Genomic DNA, 23,071 nt, shown 5'->3' with positions numbered 1-23,071 from the left:
GATTTTATTTCTGTGTCTATGGGTCCAAAAGGCATATTGTAAAAATAAATTAAAATAAATCATGAGTAGAATTAGCTATTGTTTTATAATCTCTTTTATAGTTCTTGTTGGATGCAAAGAAAGTGGAACCAATCGGGAAGAGGAGACAGCACAGCCTAAGGCTTCCTCGCTTTTAGAGGCACGTTACCAAAAATTGTTGGAGTATGAAGTTGATTCAACAGCTTATCCGCAAAGCATGTCAATGAATATCGGGGAAATTGTAAAAACGGGTTCTAACAGCTGGATTAGTGGCTTTTTTCCCGGGAATTTGTGGCAGCTGTACGAACTTACGGGAAATGAAAAATTTAAATCCAGGGCAGTTAACTGGACTGCTTTTCTTGAAAAGGAAAAGATGAATAATACAACCCATGACATTGGGTTTGTATTAATGGGAAGTTTTGGAAAAGGGCTGGAAATAGAAGAAAAGGAGGAATATAAGGATATTCTTATACAAGGTGCCCGGACATTAAGTACCAGGTTTAATGAAAAAGTAGGGGCACTGCGTTCCTGGGACTTTAATAAGGAGGTTTGGGAGTATCCTGTGATTATAGATAATATGATGAACCTGGAATTACTTTTTGAGGCTACTAAATTAAGCAATGACAGCAGTTTTCACCAGATTGCAGTAAAGCATGCGAATACTACGCTTAAGAACCATTTTAGAGAAGACCATAGTGCATATCACCTGGTTGTTTATGATACAATTTCGGGAGCTGTAAAAGAGAAAATTACGCACCAGGGCTTTAATGACGAGTCGTCCTGGGCAAGAGGACATGCCTGGGCTGTTTATGGGTATACAATGAGTTACAGGTATACGCAGGATACTGCTTATTTGAAGCAGGCAACAGCAATGGCAGATTATTTTATAAATCATGAGAGCTTACCTGAAGATGGTATTCCTTATTGGGACTTTAAAGATCCCCAGATTCCAGATGCACCCCGTGATGTTTCGGCTGCCACCATTATGGCGTCTGCCCTTTTTGAACTTTCTTCCTATGCAGAAAATGAAGATTATCAAAAGTATTCCGAAAAAGTTCTAAATTCTCTTCATTCCGAGAAGTATATTCTATCCGAAGATGTTCAAGGACCTTTTATTCTGAAACACAGTACGGGGCATTGGCCGCACAAGAAAGAGATTGATGAACCAATTATTTATGCAGATTATTATTTTCTTGAGGCTAAACTCAGGGAAAAGAAAAGATAGCTTTATAAGAATTAACAGGGCTTAGTGATAGCCTTGGGAAGAAAAAGTTTCGTTTAAGACATTGATATAATTATGAACAAAATAGTGATTTTACTATTGTTGTTATTTGCTCAAGGATCTATGGATGGCCAGTCAAAACCTTTTGTGAGCCATCCAGATCAATTGGACAAAGATGCTTATGCCGAATGGATTGGTCCTGTTTCTAATCCTGAAGAAGGAGTATTTTATTATAGGAAAAAATTTCGGCTTGATTCTGTTTCAGGATCATTTGTAGTACATACTTCAGCTGACAACCGATATCGTTTGTACGTGAATAGCTCCCTGGTCTCCTGGGGTCCCGCCGTGGGTGACCTGGCCAATTACAATTATGAAACCATAGATATAGCACCTTTTCTAAAAAAGGGAGAGAATATTGTTTCTGCTCAGGTATGGAACAAGGGGAAATACAGAGGCGAAAGACAAATTTCTCATCAAACTGCTTTTATCCTTCAGGGAGCAAAAGAGTTGGAACAAATAATTAATTCTGACAGATCCTGGAAGGTGACCAGAGATGAGGGTTATGAATTTCTCAAAATGACCAGAGAAATTGTGGGTGGGGGATATATAGCTGGGGGTACGGAAAGCCTGGACGGTGGGTTACATCCCTGGGGTTGGAAAACTTTGAATTTTGATGATTCAGAATGGGAAAATGCCAAAGAATTGGGTAAGGGAAATCATTCTGGTCTTGATACCTGGATTGGTACAAGATGGCTCCTGAAACCAAGAACAATCCCTATGATGGAGCAAATAGATGAAGATATTCCCAGTTTAATTTATGTAAGAGGGATGGATTATGATATTTCGAAATATAAGGGGGAACTGGATATAAAAATTCCAGCTAATAAAGAGGTTGAAATACTATTGGATAATAATACCCTTACCATGGGATTTCCGCAGTTATTGGTGAAGGATGGCAAGGGAAGTAAAATAAAAGTGCAGTATCAGGAATCGCTTTTTGAGGAGAACGGGCAAAAGGGAAACAGAGACGAGTGGCAGGGAAAAATCATGAAGGGGTATTATGATATCTTCCGGCCCGATGGGGGGGAGCGGTTATTTCAGCCTTTATGGATAAGGGTTTTTCGATATGTCAAGATAACTATAGAAACTGATGATGAACCTGTAAAGATCCGGGATTTTCATAATATTTTCACGGCCTATCCCCTGGAGCAAAACGGAAGCTTTTCTTCAGATATTCCCTCCCTTGAAAAAATTTGGGATGTTTCCTGGCGTACAGCGAGACTATGTGCATTAGAAACTTATATGGATTGTCCATACTACGAGCAGGTTCAGTATGTCGGAGATACCCGCATACAAGCTTTGATCTCCCTTTATGTAGACGGGAATGACCTGTTGACAAGAAATGCCATTCAGCAATTTTACGGGTCAATGCAACCAATGGGGCTTACAAAAAGTAACCATCCTTCACACAATAATCAAATAATTCCACCCTTTTCGCTGTACTTTATTTTAATGGTACACGATTATAATATGTTGCGCAACGATGAACAGTTTGTCAAACAATTTATTCCCGGAATCAGGTTTATATTGGACTGGTTTGTCGGAAAAATAGCAGATAATGGAATTTTAGGCCCATTACCTTACTGGAATCACATTGATGGAGGAACTTCTTTTACAAATGGATCGCCCCCGGGGATAAGCGAGGGAGGCTCTGCGCACATGTCTATTCTGCTGGCCTATACTATTGATCATGCGGCAGAGTTGTTTAATTATTACGGATATAAAAATGACGCACTTCATTACAAGGAAATATCCACTAAACTGAAGGAGAACACCTTTAACCTGTGTTATGATAATGAAAAGCAACTTGTTGCTGAGACTCCACGGAAACTTGTTTTTTCCCAACACACTAACAGTTTTGCTGTTCTTGCCGATTTATTTAATAACGAAACAGAAAAAAAGCGGGTAGCACAAAGAATTATTCATGACCAATCTTTGGTTCAGGCTACACTATATTTCAAGTTTTATGTGTTTCAGGCTCTTAAAAAAGCTGGTTTAGGTGATCAGGTAATTCCACTTATGGGCAAGTGGGAAGAATTTCTTGACTACGGCCTCACAACTTTTCCGGAACATGGAATAAACAGTAGATCAGATTCTCATGCCTGGTCTGCACATCCTATTTATGATCTCTTAAGTATTGTTGCAGGTGTTGAGCCATCATCCCCGGGGTTTGGGACAATAAGAGTGGCTCCTGATTTAGGCAACTTAAAACATGTAAAAGCGGAAGTCCCTCATCCCTTAGGCACTATAACCCTAAACTTTAAAACTGAAAAGGATAAAACAGTAAAGTGTTTAATTGTCCTGCCAGAAGGTTTAACCGGAAAGCTGATTTTTGATGAAGAGGATTATCCGTTAAACGAAGGGGTAAATCGGTATAATTTGTAGAATAATATTTTTCGACCATTTGAACAGTACAAATATGACAGATTTAAAATTTTTGAAAGGGAAGGGACCTGCACTGGCAGTAATTGTTTTTACTGTTATTTTAGCTTGTGGTACAGCACTAAAGAAAAGTGAGAAGAATAGAATTATTTTTGATACAGACGCCAATAATGAACTGGATGACCAACATGCCTTAGCCTATCTTTTCTTTAATGGTGATCACTTTGATTTGGCCGGGGTTACCGTAAATGCAACTTTTAACGGCGGAGACATCACAGAACATTATAAGGAAGCTGAGAGGGTATTGAAATTGAGCAATATCTATAAAAAAGTTCCGCTGTTAGCAGGTGCAAATAAATCCTTTGAAGAAATACGTCCGGGACTTGATGAAAATACATTTGACGGTCAGGAGGCAGTAGATTTCATTATAAATGAGGCTCATAAGGTAAATAATGAAAAGCTGATACTGATGCCCGTAGGGAAATTGACGAATATTGCTTTGGCTCTGGAAAAAGATCCTTCTATAGCTAACAAAGTGCGAATTGTATGGTTGGGCTCCAATTATCCTGAACCGGGTGAATACAATCAGGTTAATGACACAGTTTCTATGAATTATATTCTTAATACTAAGGTTCCTTTTGAAATGGTAACGGTAAGATATGGAAAAACCACAGGTACGAACGCTGTTACTGCCAACAGGGAAGAGATAGGCAAAAAGATGCCTGGCCTGGGGCCCGAAGCTACAAGAACTGTAACAGGGCGCCATGGAGGCACTTTTAGAAATTTTGGTGATTACTCAGTTAATTTATTTAAACACATCGATTCGCACGACGAAAAAGGTACCCGGGCATTATTCGATATGGCTGCGGTGGCTATTGTCAAAAATCCGGGATGGGCAGAAAAAAAAGAAATTCCGGCACCAGTTTTAATTGAGGGTAAATGGGTAGAGCGGCCTGGGAATATGAGAACTATTATGGTTTGGGAAAATTTCAACAAAGAAGCAATAATGGAGGATTTCTATAGTACAATGAGGAAACCGGTGCTTGTAAAGAAATAATTTTTATTAGCAATTTTATCTTCAGTTTTAGGTTCAAGAATATTCTGAAAATGAAATTGCAATATCTGCTATACTAGCTCCAGGACACGCTTTTAAAGCTTCTTCATTTAGAATTTACAAATTCTAGAAATTATTCTTATTAAATTATCAGTTCAAAAAATTACAGCGATAGGATCTAAAGAAAGTAACTACCGGAATTGATATTCGGCTATCAACACTATTTATGTTAATTTATTTAAAATTTCACTTTTTCTTCTTTCTTCTTCTTCTAAAGCAGGCCGTGAACATATCCTTCTAGTAATCATAGTGGTATACTTACAAATATGGTGATTATATTTATTTGCCGTTTTCTCCTAAAAAGGATACGCACTGGTGAAATAATTGATTTTTTGCAGTACAGTACAGGATACCTTGATGAAAGAAACCTGATATATTTGAAATGTTAATTAATTCCAAATAACGATTTAAATATGAGACATTTCTTAAAAAAAATCCTAAGATGTTCTTTTTTCCTTTTTAGCCTATCAATTTTTGCACAGGAAAAAACTGTGACAGGAACAGTTGTAGGTGATGATGGACTCTTGATGCCCGGGGTAAATGTTTTAATCCAGGGCACAAACGTTGGTACCCAAACCAATTTTGACGGAGAATACGAACTACAAGCTGCACCAGGAGATGTTCTGGTCTTCTCTTTTGTTGGAAGCGAAAATGTAGAAGTAGTTGTGGGAGCCGAGGATATTTATGATGTAGTAATGCAGGAAAGTGCTGACGAGTTAAATGAAGTGGTGGTAATTGGATTCGGATCTAAGTTAAAAAGGGATTTAACGGGTTCTATAAGCAGCGTGGATGCCGAGCAAATCGAAAAAACCGCTTTTGCTTCCCCGCAATTTGCTTTACAGGGAAACACTACCGGGGTAAGGGTAATTAACTCAAGCGGGGATCCTAATTCTCCTCCGGAAATCTACGTTAGAGGTATTGGTAGCTGGCAAGGAAACTCTCAACCATTGTATGTGGTAGATGGACAGATTATCACTCCGCCTACTGCTGGTAACCTTGATTTAATTGGAAGAGGTGGCTCTACTCCTCCTCCAAACCTTTTTACCATGATTAATCCAGATGATATTGCGTCCATAACAGTTCTAAAGGATGCTTCTTCTGCGGCAATATATGGAAGCAGAGGTGCAAACGGAGTGGTTCTTATTACTACTAAAAAAGGTAAAAGAGGTGCCCCGACTGTGGAATTCACTTCCAGAGCAGGGTTTCAGAATATTGATACTTTCAATATGCTAAACACCGAACAATATCGGAATCTTGTGGAGGAAATGTATGCCAATAATAATAATCCTGACGTGTCCATTGAGGAAGATCTTTATGGTAGACTTGCGGCTGATGATATTGTCAGGAGAATTTCTTTTTCTCCTCAGTTCGATCCAACCAGTCCCTTCTATATAAGCTCCAACGAAACTTACGATTGGCAGGATGATTTAGTGAGAAACAATGCCCTGATAAATTCTTACGGATTAAAAGTTTCCGGAGCAGATAAAAATACAGATTACTACGTAGGAATAGGATATGATAATCAGGAAGGTGTCCTGGTAGGAAGTGGACTGGAAACGTACAGAGCTTCAATAAATTTGAATACAAGAATAAATGATTGGTTGAAAATAGGGATGAACTACAAATTTGCCCATCAAAATTCTGAAATTGAAGATACACCGCTGGATGAAATTGCGGCCGTTACACCATGGCAGCCAATTTACGATCCCTCGTCTGATTCAGGATTTGCTGAAGTTTTAGATCCTCCTGCAGGTAACTGGCAACAGGTGAGACGCTTTGGGCAGGGGACCAAGCGAAACTATTTAGCTAACGCAAGTATAAACAGAGGTTTGTTTCAGAACCTAAGGCATATAGGTCAGGGTTACGTAGAATTAACTCCTTTAAGAGATTTGACCCTAAGAACAAGTTTAAGTTTAGATCAGGTTCAACAAGATAGGGTTAGCACAAGGCTTTATTCAACTAACATTTTCCGACCGGACGGACAGGACCCAAGAACCGATTCCCCTGCTGCACCAAATAGCCTTGGAACCCATGAGTCAAGAGCAAACAACATTTTTAATTACCAATTTGATTTCACTCTTACCTATGAAAAGAATTTTGGAGATCATAGGTTCGTTTTTACAGGTGTTGTTCAGGACCAGTATCAAAGAACTCAAACAAAAAATTTAAGTGGTGGAAATATTATAAATATTAATAATATAGATCAAATAGGTTTTGATAATGACTTAGCAAACAATTCTTCTTTTGTAAGCTGGAATGAGCGTTTTTGGTTTGGATACGTAGGGCGGCTTAGTTACAGTTATGGGGACAAGTATTATTTGGACGGCTCCTTTAGAAGAGACGCCAGCTCTGGTATGGCTGAAGAGTACAGATGGGGTAATTTCTATTCCCTCTCGGGTGCCTGGAGGTTAAGTAGTGAAAGATTTATGAATGATGTCGATTTTGTAAATGATTTCAAGCTCAGGGCCGGGTATGGTGAAGCTGGTAATGATGAGGTTGCTGTTGGAAGGTTTGCCTATTTATCACGCGCAGGCGGTGCAGGTTCTTATAGGTTTGGATCAGGAAATGGTGATGCACTTGGGAATTACTTTATAGCTGTTAATTTAAATGATTTTCCTAATGAAGCTCTGGTGTGGGAGGTTGCCGAGACTACCTACGTAGGTTTTGATGCTGCTTTTTTTGATTACAGGCTCAATATGACAATGGAATTATATCAGCGCAGGCAGAATGGAATTCAACAGATTGTGAATCTTCCTCTGAGCGTAGGTACGAGTGATCCCTTGTTCAACGTGGGGGAACTTTTAAACGAAGGTGTGGACCTTTCATTGGGTTATAATGATAAAATAGGGGACTTTAGTTATGGGGCAACCGCAAATATTAGTTTCCTCAGAAATGAAGTTACGCAACTCTATAATAACCAGCCTCTCTTTTCTACCAATCAGTTTGGAAGGACCTATCGTGTAGAAGAAGGACGTTCCCTTGGACATATCTGGGGCTATAAAGTAGGGGGGATTTTCCAATCTCAGCAAGAGATCGATGAATATTACAATACCAACCCAGATCAGACCGTACAAAATATGGACTACGTTGCTCCCGGAGATTTATATTTTCAGGATGTTCAGGGAGATCCTACAGAGGAAGAACCTTTTTATAGCACTACACCAGATGGTCAGGTAAATACCTATGACCAGACGGAAATAGGAAATACAATACCCGGCTACACTTATGGGATAAATATAAACTCAGGATATAAAGGATTTGATCTTTCCCTGAGTTTCTATGGAGAAGGAGATGTCGATAAGTATAACTATGTAAGAGCAGCGCAGGAAGCTATGAGCAGTTCAGGTGTTAATTACAGGACCACCGTACAAAACAGATGGACACCAACTAACACTGATACTAATATGCCAAGAGCTGTTATTGGAGACCCTGCGGGTAATAACAGATTTTCTGATCGTTTTGTGGAAAGTGCTGCCTTTTTTCGCTTAAATAACTGGCAACTTGGATATACTTTACAATCCGGCGCTTTGGCCAGTATGAAAGATGCTATAAGTTCGCTTCGAATTTATGTTGGAGGTCAAAATAACATTTATGTGCATAACTGGAGGGGTATAGATCCTGTTAACGATGCTTATCCTCTTCCTAAGACTTATATGCTTGGCTTAAAAGCTAATTTTTAATAAAAAAAAAGATTATGAAAATTTCTTATAAAATTTTAGGTTGTGTTTTGTTATTGATCGGTATGAGCTGTGATCCCGACAGGGTAGACTCACCGCCATTGGCAAATACTGAAGATAGTTACTTTTCCAATGTTATTGAATTCCGGAATGTTCTTGTTGGAGCGTATGCTAAATTATATGACTTCTATCATTATAATAGAGGGAACTATCCAAATAGCCTGTGGCTGTTACCGGGCGATGACCTTACTGAAACCCAGGCAGCGCGTACGCCAGAGGAATTGTTTGATGGACGGCTAAACTCTACCAATTCCAGACTGGAATGGATTTTTGACAACACCTACGAGATGATTCAAAAATGTAATGTTGTCATTCAGAAGGTGAACAATGTCGATTACTCCAATTATGACGGTGCAGAGGAAATTACGAGAATGGAAGGGGAAGCTTTGTTTTTACGGTCATATGCATATTTTAGCCTATTTAATATTTACGGAAATGTTCCTATAATAACAGAAAGGCTCACGGCAGGAAATACAAATACTCCGAAAAGCGATAAACTTGAAGTTTTAAATCAGGTTGTAGAAGATGCACGGGCGGCAATTCCAATTTTGCCTGAAAGTTGGGATGACAGATATAGAGGAAGAGCAACAAAAAATTCCGCGAGGGGGCTATTGGTTAAAGCGCTGGTATTTAGAGCCAATTATACCGGCGATATGGCAGACCATTCAGAAGCTATTTCTGTTTTCAACAGTATAACGGCTACGCTTCTTACAGATTACACTGATAATTTTGATCATGAAACAGAGAATAATGCGGAATCTCTGTTCGAAATCCAGGCTGCGGCTCCAAATGCCATAAACAATATTCAATTGTACAATGATGGGCCCTGGAGAGGTGTTGAGGATATGAGCGTGTTTAGAGGAATGATGACACCGGCTGGAAACGGTTTGGCAAGTGATGGAGCAGGAACACGATTTATAGTAACAGAAAAGTTATTGGATGGTTTTGGAAATGATCCCCGTATAAGTTTTTTCTTAAGGGAAGATGATAATGAAGGAGGGAGACTTTTTCAGAAGTACACTTTACCAGAATTAGATGAGCGTTTAGCACCACACTTTACCTCTATTAATAATGAGCGGGTCTTAAGGTATGCCGATTTAAAGCTATTAATTGCAGAGGCTCAACTAAAGACAGGTAATCCTTCTGTGGCTATTGAGCATGTAAATGATGTAAGGGCCAGAGCCAGAAATTGGGGAGCGCAGTCTGGGGAAGGTGACGGTTCACTACCTGAAAATTACTCTACTAGTGAAACAAATAACTCAACAATTATGGAATGGATCATGAATGAGAGATTTGTTGAACTGGCCGGGGAAGGTCATAGATGGTGGGATTTGAAAAGGTGGCATGAATCGGGCGATATTAATCTTACAGGTTGGACTGGAAGTGATGATCATTTTAGTACAGCGCTTGCTTCGCCCGTTCAATTTGATGTAAGCAAACATCTGTTGTTTCCAATACCTCAAACAGAAATAAGCAGGAATGATGAGATCTTAAATAATAACCCGGGTTACTAAAAAATTGATTTGATTTGATTTGAGTTAGTTTAGTTTTAAAAGGGGCAGGCTTAGGCTGCCTCTTTTTTAAATTAGGGTGCTACGGAAACCGGGAAGAAATATTAAGCATTAAGTAAGGATATTAAAAGGATTGAAAATTAATATTATGGAAAATAGATTAAAAGTTTTAGTTGTTTTAATTCTTGTCGCATTCAATTCCGGCAAACCGCTATTTGTTCAGGATAAAATAAATCGATTTGATATAGTTGTATATGGGGGTACATCTGCAGGAATAGCTGCAGCTATACAAAGTTCAAGAATGGGAAAATCTGTGGTCTTAATTGAACCATCAAACCGGATTGGAGGTCTTACCACAGGAGGCCTCGGTCAAACTGATATTGGCAACAAACAGGCTATAGGTGGTATCAGCAGGGAATTTTACCAGAACATTAAGAAATATTACGAGGACCCCGAAAACTGGAGATGGCAGGAGCCCGAGCAGTATCAAGATGGGGGGCAGACACGTACAGAAGAAGGGGAAGAAACCATGTGGACGTTTGAACCTTCAGCTGCTTTAAAGGTGTTCAGGGAAATGTTGGCCAGAGAGAAGGTTGAATTAGTTTATAATGAGCGGTTAAACCGTAAAAATGGGGTTCAGAAAAATGGTGTTTCAATTGAAAAAATTGTTATGGAGAGTGGAGAGGGTTACAGAGGTAAAATGTTTATAGACGCTACTTATGAAGGCGACCTGATGGCCACTGCAGGTGTGAGTTATACCGTTGGTCGTGAGGCAAATGATCAATATGGAGAAACATTAAATGGGGTTCAGGCCAATGACCTAAACCTGTCTTTAAAGAAAGATATTTCCTATAATGGTGCTAACCATAATTTTGTTGATGGTGTAGATCCTTACATCATAAAGGGAAAGAAATCTAGCGGACTCTTACCCTACGTCCTGGAAGGTGGGCCCGGTTTCGATGGGGATGCAGATAATAAGATACAGGCATATTGCTTTAGAATGACCCTTACAGATCATCCGGATAACCGGGTTATTTTTGAAAAACCGGCAGGATACGATGAGTTGGATTATGAACTTTTAATTCGTAATTATGAAGCAGGAGAAAGCAGAATTCCCTGGATCAATTCCTCAATGCCCAATCGTAAAACAGATACAAATAACAGGTTAGGGTTTTCAACAGACTTTATTGGACAAAACTATACTTATCCCGAAGCTTCTTATGAGGAGCGGGAGAGAATAATAGAAGCACATCGGAATTACCAGAAGGGATTAATGTGGACACTGGCCAATCATCCGCGCATACCCGACAATATTAAAGAGGAAGTTTCCCGTTGGGGAACCACCGGGGATGAATATGAGAGGGAAGATGGATGGCAGCAGCAACTTTATATTAGAGAGGCTCGTAGAATGATAAGTGATTATGTTATGACCCAACATCACGCAGAAGGTATAGAAGAAGCCGAAGATGCTGTGGGGCTGGCCGCTTATGGTATGGATTCTCATCATGTTCAGCGGTATATCGATGCCAATGGATATGTTCAAAATGAAGGAAATGTGCAAAGCGAAGTGGAGGCTCCTTATTCTATCAGTTACCGTTCTATTATCCCGAGAGAAGAGGAAGCGGTCAATTTACTTGTTCCGGTATGTCTAAGCGCTACACATATCGCCTTTGGGTCTATCAGGATGGAACCTGTGTTCATGGTCCTTGGCCAGTCTGCAGCTACTGCGGCTTCTATTGCTATAGATGATAGGGTAAACCTTCAGGAAGTGGAATACAGTAAACTTAGAAGTCAGCTTCTGGAAGACAAACAGCGTCTTACAAACACTAATTTATCTGAAAAATAACTAATATCATTAATCTCTTACTTTCCGTTGCACACAAAAAATTACTTGTAAATTGCCTTTACACCCCTTTTCAGGGAATTATAGCATACCTTTTCAGAACTAACAAATTCAATTTTATGTTAAATGCAAAGGAACCTCGTCTCAGGTAGGTACAGGATGCAGGGGAATTTTAAATTTAAGAAATTGTAAAATGATTAAATTTTTAACCGATTTAATCGTAAGCTTAGAAAAAAGTTTTTTAAATAAGAATATATTTCAAAATGAAAAAAGGACTGTTTTTAATAAGGTTTTTACTTGTAGTAGTTGTTAGCTCGGCTTTATCCTGTGCAGGAACCAGCAAGGATGAAACTCCGTGGGTTTATCTTTTTAATGGAGAATCTCTTGAAGGCTGGACACAAAAAGGAGGGGAAGCAAATTACAGGGTGGAGGATTCAGTAATTATTGGCACCACCGTTAGTAATACGCCAAACTCTTTTTTGACCACTAAAAAAAAGTACGACGATTTTATCCTTGAGCTGGATTATAAGGTAGATCCCAGTATGAATTCCGGAATTCAGATAAGGAGCAATAGCTTAAAAGAATATATGAACGGGAGGGTTCATGGTTATCAGGTAGAAATAGATCCTTCAGAAAGGGCATGGAGTGCAGGTATTTATGATGAAGCCAGGCGGGGCTGGTTGTTTACATTAAATGATAATCCAACTGCACAACGGGCATTTAAGCAAAATGAGTGGAATATGTATAGAATTGAGGCCATTGGCGACACAATTAAGACCTGGATAAATGGTGTCCCTGCCGCTCATCTCATAGATGATAAAACTTCGAGTGGATTTATAGCACTCCAGGTACATAGCATAGAAGAGGGTGCCAGGGAAGGAACCGAGGTAATGTGGAAAAATGTTAAGATCCTGACTCAGGATCTTGAAACTTATTCCAAAGATTCACCTGTGGAGCCTGTTCATACGAAGAACAACTTAACGGTTAGTGAAGAAGAAAATGGATGGCAGTTGCTTTGGGATGGCAAAACAACAGAAGGATGGCGGGGAGCACGTCTGGACCAATTCCCGGAGCAGGGCTGGGTTATCGAAAATGGAGAGCTTATCGTCTTATCCTCCGGGGGTGAAGAATCTGCCGCAGGAGGTGACATTGTTACAACAAATCTCTATGAAGATTTTGAACTTAAGTTCGATTTTAAACTTACAGAAGGGGCAAACAGTGGTGTGAAATATTATGTGGATACCGATATCAACAAAGGGCCGGGTTCATCTATTGGTCTGGAATACCAGGTTCTTGATGATGAAAACCATCCCGATGCCAAATTGGGTAATCATGAGGGGAGCAGGACTTTGGCTTCCTTGTATGATTTAATCCAGGCAAATCCCAATAAACCTGTTAATCCTCCGGGGGAATGGAATTCTGGCCGCATCGTTTCAAAAGATAATCACGTGGAGCATTGGCTTAACGGGACAAAAGTTTTGGAATACGAGAGGAGGAGTGAAGACTATCGCCAACTGGTTGCTGAAAGTAAATATGACCAATGGCCGCAGTTTGGTGAAAAGGACCAGGGACACATTTTATTGCAGGATCACGGCGATCGTGTGGCTTTTAAAAATATTAAGATCAAAACCCTGTAACTTTATATGTATTCAAGAAGAAATTTTATTAAAAAAACTGCATTGGGAAGTGCCGGTGTTGCTTTGTCGGGTTCAGTTATGGGGATGAGCGCCCAAAGCTATAGGCGCATTATAGGATCTAACGAAAGGTTAAATGTGGCCATCGCAGGTCTCGGCCGTAGACTTTCAGGTTTTTATGAGCCTATAGCCATGAAGGATTCTAATGTGAGGTTAATGTACTTATGTGATGTAATGGAAAGCCAGCGCATTAATGCTTTAAGAAATTTTTCGAAACAAATAGATTACAGACCAGAGCTGGAAAACGACATTCGTAAAGTTATTGATGACAGGAAAGTTGATGCCATAATAAATGCAACACCCGATCACTGGCATACACCGGGATCTATAATGGCATTAAAGGGGGGTAAGCATGTTTATGTTGAAAAACCCTCCAGTCATAATATGAAAGAAAATGAACTGTTAGTGGAAGCAGCTCAAAAGTATGGGAAAGTGGTTCAAATGGGCAACCAGCAACGCTCCTCAGACCATACTATAGAAATTATTAATGAGATTCATAAAGGTGTTATAGGAGTGCCATACAAAGCTGTTGCCTTTTATAACAATTCACGCGGGGAGGTTCCGGTACAGAGAAAGGCTCCGGTACCACAAGGATTGGATTGGGAATTATGGCAGGGACCTGCTTTACGCAGGGATTATACTGAAGAAACCTGGGATTACAACTGGCATTGGTATGGCTGGAATTATGGAACTGCTGAAGCCGGTAACAACGGCACCCATGAGCTTGATATAGCCCGGTGGGCCTTGCAGGTTCGATTTCCCAACTATGCGCAAGTTGAGGCTGCCAAACGTCATTTTATTGATGACGGATGGCAAATGTATGACACCATGGAAGCTACGTTTAAATTTCCCGGAAATAAAATAATTCAATGGGATGGAAAAAGCAGGAATGGCTATTCTACTTACGGTGATGGGAGAGGAACTGTTATTTACGGTAGCGAAGGAACTGTTTTTATTGACAGAGGAAAACACATACTTTACGACAGGAATGGAAAATTGATAAAGGAATTCCGCTCTGTAACAAACGAAGCGGGTAATACTCTTGGTGGTGGTGGGGATATGACCACTATGCATGTCAGAAATTTTTTCGATGCCATCCGTGGTAAAACAGAACTTAACGCGCCTGTTAATGATGCCAATGTAAGTATGGCAATGGTCCACTATGCTAATATTGCCTCCCGCATTGGAAAAGGTTTTAAAATAGATGAGGTTAATGGTCGCATGTACGACCGGGATGCAATGAAATTGTGGGGACGTGAATACGCTCCTGGTTGGGAGCCAAAATTATAGTGCTTACAAAAATTTTTCATCACTTGAGAAACAAGAATTTCTTACAGTACACTAAAGATCATTAATATTTATGAGAGGATTCCTGGTAAACACTATAATAGTAATAGCTTTATTGTCAGAAACCTGGGCGCAGCAGGTCCAGATAACAAAAATAGAGAACCCGGTGGATTGGGTAAATCCGCTTATGGGAACAGATTCTGAATATGGCCTTTCCAATGGCAATGTATATCCTGCCATTGCTATGCCCTGGGGAATGAATTTTTGGACTCCGCAAACAGGAGAAATGGGGAATGGATGGATATATACCTACAATGCCAATAAAATTAAAGGTTTCAGACAAACTCACCAGCCCTCGCCCTGGATGAAAGATTACGGTCAGTTTTCGCTGATGCCCATAACCGGAAAACCAAATTTTAAAGAGGAAGAAAGAGAAAGCTGGTTCTCCCACAAATCCGAAACAGTTACTCCATATTATTACAGCGTTTATTTGGCAGATTACAACTTAACAACAGAAATCACGCCTACAGAACGGGCCGCGCGATTTCGTTTTACTTTTCCGGAAACAGATAGTGCTTATGTGATAATTGATGCTTTTGATGATGGATCTTATGTGAAAATTATACCTCACGAGAACAAGATAATCGGTTACAATACCAAAAATAGTGGCGGGGTTCCGGAAAATTTTAAAAATTACTTTGTAGTGGTCTTCGATAAGGAATTCGATTCTTTTAAAACTTTTAATGATACTACTCTCACACAATCACTGGAATCAAAAGCTGATCATGTAGGTGCAGTAATAGGCTTTAAAACTTCCAAAGGAGAAAAGGTAAACGCTAAAGTTGCATCTTCTTTTATTAGTCATGACCAAGCAGAACTTAATTTGAGGGAGATCGGGGATAGTAATTTTGAAGAGATAAAAGAGAAAGGGAAATTTGTCTGGAATAGAGAACTCGGAAAAATAAAAGTTGAAGGAGGTACTCATCAGCAAACTTCCGTTTTCTATTCCTGCCTTTACCGTTCGTTACTTTTTCCGAGGAAATTTTTTGAATATGATGCAAAGGAAACTATTGTTCATTACAGTCCTTACAACGGAGAAGTATTACCGGGATATATGTTTACAGATACTGGTTTCTGGGATACTTTCCGTGCCCTTTTTCCTTTGCTGAATTTAATGTATCCGGAATTTGTTGGCCAGATGCAGGAAGGCTTGTCAAATGCTTATAACGAAAGTGGATGGTTGCCTGAGTGGGCAAGCCCCGGCCTGAGAAACGTGATGGTGGGAAACAATTCGGCTTCAGTAGTAGCAGAAGCTTTTATAAAAAGCGGAGATGCCTTTAATTATGATATCGAAAACCTTTATAAGGCTCTTGTTCATGGTGCGAATAACGAGGGACCCTTAACTGCGGTGGGGCGTGCGGGAGTTGAATATTATAATGATCTGGGATATGTGCCGTATGATGTTGGAATTAAAGAAAATGCAGCGAGAACACTTGAATATGCATATGACGATTTCGCCATATACAAATTGGCAAAAGCTTTAAACAGACCAGAAGAGGAAATTCAACTTTATAGAAACAGAAGCTTAAATTATAAAAAATTATACGACCCTGAAGCGAAGCTTATGAGGGGAAAGTACGAAAATGGTGATTTTATGAGTCCCTTTAATCCTTTTAAATGGGGAGATGCTTTTACAGAAGGGAATAGTTGGCATTACTCCTGGTCTGTCTTTCATGATATCCAGGGATTAATTAACTTAATGGGTGGAGAACAGGAATTTGTAGATCAATTGGACAAAGTGTTCAGCCTCCCCCCTGTTTTTGATGAAAGTTATTATGGGCAGGTAATTCACGAAATAAGGGAGATGCAAATTGCGAATATGGGACAATATGCACACGGGAACCAACCTATCCAACATATGATTTATTTGTACAACTACGCCCGTAAGCCTTGGAAAACCCAGTATTGGATAAGAGAAACGCTTAACAGGATGTACCAGCCAACACCAGATGGATATGCTGGTGACGAGGATAATGGCCAGACATCTGCCTGGTTTGTTTTTTCAGCAATGGGTTTTTATCCGGTTACTCCGGCAACAGATCAATATGTTGTTGGAGCTCCGCTGTTTAAAAAGGTAATACTTCAACTGGAAAACGGAAAAAAGGTAGTTATTAATGCTCCTGACAATGAAGCCAGTAAGAAATATATTCAAAGTATTGAGTATAACGGAGAAAATTACACGAAAACCTGGTTAAGCCATAAAGAATTAATGAAAGGGGCAGTTATAGATATTAAGATGGCGGACGCACCAAATAAAGCTTTTGGAATAAATACAGAGGACCTGCCCTTCTCCTTATCGAAACCAGGCCAATTATAATATAATTAAAGGAACTTGAAAGGATTATCTTCAAATAAAGAAAATGACAAGCAATTTCAAAATTAATATTTAGTAGCTAAACAAAAATTTTTACAAAACCCGGAATATCATGGATAACAAAAAAGGCAACAAGGTTTCAAGAAGAAATTTTATCGGTACGACAGCTACTGTAGCTGCAGGGATCACAATTGTTCCAAGGCACGTACTGGGAGGAATTGGTTACAAAGCACCTAGTGATACCTTAAATATTGCCGGTATTGGGGTTGGTGGTATGGGCCGGGCCAATTTGAGAGAAATGGCCAGTGAAAATATTGTGGCTCTCTGTGATGTAGACTGGAAATATGCCCAAAGAGCCTTTAATAACTATCCTAAAGCAAACAAGTATAAAGATTACCGTAAAATGCTTGAAGACATGGGTGAAGACATAGATGCAGTGGTAATTGCAACTCCCGATCATACTCACGCAGTTAGTGCTGCTGATAGCATGAAAATGGGGAAACATGTTTATCTTCAAAAACCTCTTACCCATTCTATTTATGAGTCGAGATACCTGACGGAATTGGCTAAAGAAACGGGAGTAGCAACTCAGATGGGAAACCAGGGCCATTCCGGAGAGGGCACGAGACTTTTTGCAGAGTGGATACGCAATGGAGAGATCGGCGATCCTGTAGAAGCACACTGTTGGACAAACCGGCCTATCTGGCCGCAAGGGCTGGAAAGACCGGAAGAAGAGCCTCCGGTTCCTTCTACTCTGGACTGGGACCTCTTCATAGGTCCGGCAGAATATCGCCCTTATCATCCCGCTTATACTCCCTGGAACTGGAGAGCCTGGTGGGATTTTGGTACGGGAGCATTAGGTGATATGGGTTGTCACTTAATAGATCCGGTATATTTTGCTCTGGATCTCGGACATCCGGCAGCTTTTGAAGGAAGTTCTACTCAGGTTAATACCGAGAGTGCTCCAGTAGCAGAAAAAGTAATTTATTATTTTCCTGAACAAATACCACTTGAAAAAATAAAAAGACCAGAGCTAAAATTAACGTGGTATGATGGAGGATTAATGCCTGAAAGGCCTGAGGGAATTAAGCCCGGAAAAATAATGGGTGATGGTGGCGGAGGTGCTATGGTTGTAGGAACGAAAGGCACTATTATTTGTAGTACTTATGGTCGTGATCCTTATATCATAGGAAGAGAAGATAACCCTCCTCAAATCAATAAAACTATTCCACGAGTTAAAACAAGTCATGAAATGGATTGGGTAAGGGCCTGCAAAGAACCTAAAGCTAAACGTGTGGAGGCAAGTTCTCATTTCGGTTACTCGGGTCCTTTTAATGAAGTTGTGGTGATGGGGAATTTAGCTGTACGTCTTCAGGATCTGAAGAAGAAATTAATCTGGGATGGAAAGGATATGAAGATCACCAACATTGGAGATAATGAAGAAATTAAGGTGGTGACCACAAACAAATTTACGGTTATAAATGGAGATCCAAAATTTAATACCCAATACACCACTATTAATGCTAAGGAAGCTGCTGAAGAATATATCAAGCACAGTTATAGAAAAGGCTGGCAACTAACTTAGGTAATTCGTTTTACCAATTTTATTATTCCTTATACACTATAAAAACTAAACTATGTCTGCCGGAGTTTACTAAGCAGACCGCTATACTACCACTCATGCTGATTTTTATCCGCGGATTATTAACCAGTTGTGGAGAGCAAAAAGAAAAAACTGTAGATGATCAAAATGATAGAAGACATCCTGATGCAAGATTAGGAAAGGATGGAAACCGCCAGGTGGGTTCTTTATATGATCTACTTAAAAATGCCACACCTGTAGGAGAATGGAACCGGGTTTCAATCATCGTATATAGAGGAACTATTGTACACATACAGAACGTAAAAACCGTGGTGGAATAGTTTTCATTTCAATAAATGTCTGAGGAAGGCGCTAATCATCTCAGTAAAAAGATTCTAAGAAATATTTTTAGAATAAATACAGCAAATAATATGCTAAGATTATATTCAATTTTGATTCTTATGTTGATACCTGTGGGATCTATTTGTGCCCAATCACCTCGTCTGATTATCCGTGGAGACGATATGGGTTATACACATTCTGCAAATGAGGCTTTATTAGAAAGTTATAAGGAGGGGATAATGACCACGGTAGAGGTTATGCCTATTACTCCCTGGTTTCCTGAAGTTGTGAAAATGTGTAATGCAAATCCGGATCTTGATGTGGGAATTCATCTTTCCCTAACTAGTGAATGGACAAATTTAAAGTGGCGACCATTAACTTGTAGTTCCAGTCTTACGGATAATGATGGTTATTTCTTTCCTATGATTTGGCCTAATCAGAATTATGAAGGACAGGCTTTAACAGAAAATGATTGGAAACTGGAAGAAATAGAAGCCGAAATAAGAGCACAAATTGAGTTGGCTATTAAAAAGATTCCTCATATCAGTCACGTCACATCACATATGGGATGGACAGCCATGGATCCACGAGTGACAGAACTTGTGGAAGAGCTTTCTCGCGAGTATGGGATCGATATAGATCCTAATAAATGGAACGTGCAGCGGGTACGTTATGAAGGAGAAAAAAAAACAGAGAAAGAAAAGTTTAAAAGTTTTTCTCAAATGCTAAAAGGTCTTCAAAAAGGAAAAACATATTTGTTTGTAGATCATCCCGCTTATAATACACCCGAGCAGCAAGCAGTAAATCACATTGGATATGAAGATGTTGCTGTAGACAGAGATGGTGTTGCGAGGATATGGACAGATCCAGAGATAAAGGAACTCGTACAACTACTGGACATTGACTTAATCAATTATAAGGATTTAAGAGATTAAAACTTAATTATGTACAGGAATTTTTGAAATGCCAAATTGAAGAGACAATAATATAAATGTGTGTATTTTACTAAATTAAAGAGGAATGGTTTATAAGCTCGGTTTTTTGTTACTATTAATTATCAATCCATTTATATATTCCAATGAAGAGGCGAAAATTGTTCCTTCCCAACTTACTTGTGAATATCTTTCCAGCCCTTCTGTGGTAGACGTACTTCAGCCGCGCTTAGGATGGAAAAACTTGAACTCTTCTCAGGAAAGAGGGCAAAAGCAAACAGCATATCAGGTGCGGGTGGCGAGCTCAGAGGATAAATTAAATAATCCTGATCTTTGGGACAGTCAGGAGGTAGAATCGGCAGAATCTATCCGGATCCTTTACAAAGGAAAGAAGCTCTCTTCGAGGCAGGAATGCTGGTGGCAGGTAAGAGTGTGGGACCGGGATGGAAATGTTTCGGCATGGAGCAAACCCGCTCACTGGCGAATGGGAATTCTGGATAAAAATGAATGGAAGGCGAAATGGATAGGTGCTCCCTGGCAGGGAGAAGAAGCATTACCCAGGCCAAGAGGACCTTTCGAAAAGCCAGAAGAATACGGTCCTCCCGCACCCTTTTTAAGGAAAGAATTCGAATTAAATAAAGAAGTGGAGAAAGCCGTTGCCTATGTCACTGGTCTCGGGTATTTTGAGTTTTATGCTAACGGAGAAAAAGTTAGTGATAATGTTTTAGTTCCTAATCAAACTAATTACGGTCATAGGCCTGAATTGTCTAAAACTTCTATTAACGTACCTGATGATTTTACCCAATACAAGGCTATGTACCTGGCCTATGATATTACTGAATATCTAAAAAAGGGTAGGAATGCAGTGGGAAGTATTCTTGGTAACGGTTTTTACAATCCTGCAAAATTTTGGTCCGGAGGCTATGGAACACCGAGGTTTTATGGTCAGATTTATGTTACCTACAAAGATGGAACCGGGGAGTTAATAGTTAGCGACGAATCCTGGAAGGCTGCAAAAAGTCCCATTCTAATGGATATGGTATATTACGGGGAAATTTATGATGCCAGAGAGGAGATACCCGGCTGGGCAAATGTAGGTCTGGATGATTCCGATTGGAAAAACGTAGCAATCCGAAAAGCTCCTGAAGGTCAATTAGTGGCCCATACAGCGAACCCGGACAAAGTAATGGAAAGGATAGAACCTATCTCTATTGTAAAAACAGGAGAAGGTAATTACACTGTAGATTTTGGTGTGGAGATATCTGGATGGGTCAGACTGAACAATGTAGAAGGTCCTGCAGGACATAAAATCGATATTTCCTTTATTTCTAATCAATACTCAGGTGAAAATAGTTACATCTTCAAAGGAAACGGCCTGGAGACATATGCTCCCCGTTTTAATTGGTTCGTATTTAGTGCAGTGGAAATAACAAATTGGCCAGTGGAATTAAAGGCAGAACATCTTACTGCTGAAGCTGTCTATACCTATGTGGAGGAATCAGCTGATTTCAGTACTTCCAATCAACTTTTCAATAACATCAACAAAATATGGCGAAGGAGCCAGGTGGATAATATGCACGGGGGTATAGTTAGTGATTGTCCGCATCGGGAGCGCAACGGCTATACGGGTGATGGACAAGTAGCTTGTGCTACTGTTATACATAATTATGATGTAAGAAACTTCTATTTTAAATGGATTGGAGATATGCTGGATTCTCAGGTGGTTAGCACTGGTTATGTCCCTAACTGCTCTCCCTGGCAACCTGGCTGTGGAGGTGGTGTTGCGTGGGGAGCAGCAATAGCAATAATGCCATGGGAATTTTATAAACATTATGGAGCATTAGATATGCTTGAAATCAGCTATGAACCTATAAAGGGGTATATAGGTTATATGCAAGACTGGGTTTCAGAAGAAGGTATCATGTTTTCCCAAAGACGAGGCGAAGATGGAGAGCTTTTAAAGTGGTTCAATTTAGGAGAATGGGCACCGCCGGGAGAGTTTGTAAGGGATGATTTGGTGCATACATTTTATTATTGGAGGTGTCTTGATATTGTTGCAAAAATGGCAAAGATCTTAGGAGAGCAAGAGGAACACGAGAAATTTCAATCTCTTGCCGAAGAGACAAAAAAAGCTTTTAGTAAAGTGTTTTATGATAAAGAAAAAGGTACCTATGGAGATGCTGGGGGTGATATTTTTGCTCTTAAAATGGGAGTGCCGGACTATCAATATGAAAAGGTAAGAAACTCATTAGTAGAAAATATCAAACAAAATGATGGACATTTGGATACCGGTATATTTGGTACGAGATATTTTTTTGAGGTACTTGCAGAGAATGGTCTTCAGAAATTTGCTTATGAAGTAATGAATAAGAAAACTGAACCTGGTTTTGGTCATTGGGTCGAGATAGGTTCCACCACGACCAGGGAACATTGGGATGAAGGGGGGTCCCATAATCATCCTATGTTTGGAGGTGGGTTGGTCTGGTTTTATCAAAACTTAGCTGGAATGAACGCCGACCCGGAAAACCCAGGTTACAGACATATAATTTTCAAACCCCAGCCAGTAGATGATCTTGAATATGTTAGCTACAAGAATGATACTCCTTATGGGGAAGCAGGAATAACGTGGAGAAATAACAAGCACAATTTTGGTATAAATATCGTTGTTCCTGTGGGTTCAACTGCCACCGTTTACATACCGGTCGGAGATAATAGTATAATAGAAGAAAAAGGTAAGGACGCCGAAACTTCAGAAATGGTAACCTTTGTTAAGATGGAAGGACGATATGCCATTTACAAAGTAGAAAGTGGGACTTATGATTTTGCGGTGGAAGAAAACGAGTAGACAGAATTTTAAATATGATCAATATTAATTACAATAAGTTTTAAATCAGAGTTTTCACCCTTCAATAGACCAAAAACAATTTTTATATGAAAAGGTTGCCAGGATTATATTATTTAGGGCTACCTTTT

The 23,071-nt window shown here is 39.7% G+C and carries 13 protein-coding genes; all 13 read left to right on the top strand.

All coding sequences use genetic code 11. From position 1 onward, the window contains the following. The first annotated feature begins 61 nt into the window (after positions 1–61). The 13 genes from RM545_RS14990 (at position 62) to RM545_RS14930 (ending at position 22,943) form a co-directional block, all read left to right on the top strand. A complete protein-coding gene (locus RM545_RS14990; RefSeq protein ID WP_311496102.1) occupies positions 62–1,243 on the top strand; it encodes a glycoside hydrolase family 88 protein in 1,182 nt (393 codons plus the stop codon). A gap of 72 nt (positions 1,244–1,315) precedes the next feature. Next, positions 1,316–3,685: an alpha-L-rhamnosidase-related protein gene (locus RM545_RS14985; RefSeq protein WP_311496101.1), complete on the top strand. Its 2,370-nt coding sequence runs from the start codon at positions 1,316–1,318 to the stop codon at positions 3,683–3,685. Between the two features lie 34 nt (positions 3,686–3,719). Further along, complete coding sequence (locus tag RM545_RS14980; protein ID WP_311496100.1) at positions 3,720–4,739, top strand: nucleoside hydrolase; 1,020 nt, start codon at positions 3,720–3,722, stop codon at positions 4,737–4,739. A 548-nt stretch (positions 4,740–5,287) separates the two neighbouring features. Then, positions 5,288–8,476 carry a SusC/RagA family TonB-linked outer membrane protein gene (locus RM545_RS14975; protein WP_311496099.1) on the top strand — a complete coding sequence of 1,063 codons (3,189 nt, stop codon included), beginning with the start codon at positions 5,288–5,290 and terminating at the stop codon, positions 8,474–8,476. A 14-nt stretch (positions 8,477–8,490) separates the two neighbouring features. Continuing rightward, the gene (locus RM545_RS14970) at positions 8,491–10,047 is read left to right on the top strand and encodes a RagB/SusD family nutrient uptake outer membrane protein (RefSeq protein WP_311496098.1); all 1,557 of its coding nucleotides are present in this window, start codon (positions 8,491–8,493) and stop codon (positions 10,045–10,047) included. Positions 10,048–10,192: 145 nt separating this feature from the next. Next, complete coding sequence (locus tag RM545_RS14965) at positions 10,193–11,890, top strand: FAD-dependent oxidoreductase (protein ID WP_311496097.1); 1,698 nt, start codon at positions 10,193–10,195, stop codon at positions 11,888–11,890. Positions 11,891–12,150: 260 nt separating this feature from the next. Next, a complete protein-coding gene (locus RM545_RS14960) occupies positions 12,151–13,524 on the top strand; it encodes a 3-keto-disaccharide hydrolase (RefSeq protein WP_311496096.1) in 1,374 nt (457 codons plus the stop codon). Between the two features lie 6 nt (positions 13,525–13,530). Then, positions 13,531–14,871 carry a Gfo/Idh/MocA family protein gene (locus RM545_RS14955; protein WP_311496095.1) on the top strand — a complete coding sequence of 447 codons (1,341 nt, stop codon included), beginning with the start codon at positions 13,531–13,533 and terminating at the stop codon, positions 14,869–14,871. 70 nt (positions 14,872–14,941) lie between these two features. Then, positions 14,942–17,245: a GH92 family glycosyl hydrolase gene (locus RM545_RS14950; RefSeq protein ID WP_311496094.1), complete on the top strand. Its 2,304-nt coding sequence runs from the start codon at positions 14,942–14,944 to the stop codon at positions 17,243–17,245. A 109-nt stretch (positions 17,246–17,354) separates the two neighbouring features. Further along, positions 17,355–18,827, top strand: coding sequence for a glycoside 3-dehydrogenase (locus RM545_RS14945; RefSeq protein WP_311496093.1), 1,473 nt, complete (start codon positions 17,355–17,357; stop codon positions 18,825–18,827). A gap of 95 nt (positions 18,828–18,922) precedes the next feature. Continuing rightward, positions 18,923–19,165 carry a 3-keto-alpha-glucoside-1,2-lyase-like domain-containing protein gene (locus RM545_RS14940; protein ID WP_311496092.1) on the top strand — a complete coding sequence of 81 codons (243 nt, stop codon included), beginning with the start codon at positions 18,923–18,925 and terminating at the stop codon, positions 19,163–19,165. Positions 19,166–19,285: 120 nt separating this feature from the next. Then, a complete protein-coding gene (locus RM545_RS14935) occupies positions 19,286–20,101 on the top strand; it encodes a ChbG/HpnK family deacetylase (RefSeq protein WP_311496091.1) in 816 nt (271 codons plus the stop codon). A gap of 85 nt (positions 20,102–20,186) precedes the next feature. Then, positions 20,187–22,943, top strand: coding sequence for a family 78 glycoside hydrolase catalytic domain (locus tag RM545_RS14930; RefSeq protein WP_311496090.1), 2,757 nt, complete (start codon positions 20,187–20,189; stop codon positions 22,941–22,943). Positions 22,944–23,071: the final 128 nt, after the last annotated feature.

The organism is Autumnicola lenta (genome assembly GCF_031846515.1).
GTDB classification, from domain to species: Bacteria; Bacteroidota; Bacteroidia; order Flavobacteriales; family Flavobacteriaceae; genus Autumnicola; species Autumnicola lenta.
Note: the sequence above shows the minus strand (reverse complement) of the source record. Positions and strands in the feature narration are given on the sequence as shown.

Excerpts from the sequence above, each read along its gene's own strand:
- RM545_RS14990 (WP_311496102.1), top strand. The coding sequence starts at position 62 with ATGAGTAGAATTAGCTATTGTTTTATAATCTCTTTTATAGTTCTTGTT.
- RM545_RS14985 (WP_311496101.1), top strand. The coding sequence starts at position 1,316 with ATGAACAAAATAGTGATTTTACTATTGTTGTTATTTGCTCAAGGATCT.
- RM545_RS14980 (WP_311496100.1), top strand. The coding sequence starts at position 3,720 with ATGACAGATTTAAAATTTTTGAAAGGGAAGGGACCTGCACTGGCAGTA.
- RM545_RS14970 (WP_311496098.1), top strand. The coding sequence starts at position 8,491 with ATGAAAATTTCTTATAAAATTTTAGGTTGTGTTTTGTTATTGATCGGT.
- RM545_RS14965 (WP_311496097.1), top strand. The coding sequence starts at position 10,193 with ATGGAAAATAGATTAAAAGTTTTAGTTGTTTTAATTCTTGTCGCATTC.
- RM545_RS14960 (WP_311496096.1), top strand. The coding sequence starts at position 12,151 with ATGAAAAAAGGACTGTTTTTAATAAGGTTTTTACTTGTAGTAGTTGTT.
- RM545_RS14955 (WP_311496095.1), top strand. The coding sequence starts at position 13,531 with ATGTATTCAAGAAGAAATTTTATTAAAAAAACTGCATTGGGAAGTGCC.
- RM545_RS14950 (WP_311496094.1), top strand. The coding sequence starts at position 14,942 with ATGAGAGGATTCCTGGTAAACACTATAATAGTAATAGCTTTATTGTCA.
- RM545_RS14945 (WP_311496093.1), top strand. The coding sequence starts at position 17,355 with ATGGATAACAAAAAAGGCAACAAGGTTTCAAGAAGAAATTTTATCGGT.
- RM545_RS14940 (WP_311496092.1), top strand. The coding sequence starts at position 18,923 with ATGCTGATTTTTATCCGCGGATTATTAACCAGTTGTGGAGAGCAAAAA.
- RM545_RS14935 (WP_311496091.1), top strand. The coding sequence starts at position 19,286 with ATGTTGATACCTGTGGGATCTATTTGTGCCCAATCACCTCGTCTGATT.
- RM545_RS14930 (WP_311496090.1), top strand. The coding sequence starts at position 20,187 with ATGGTTTATAAGCTCGGTTTTTTGTTACTATTAATTATCAATCCATTT.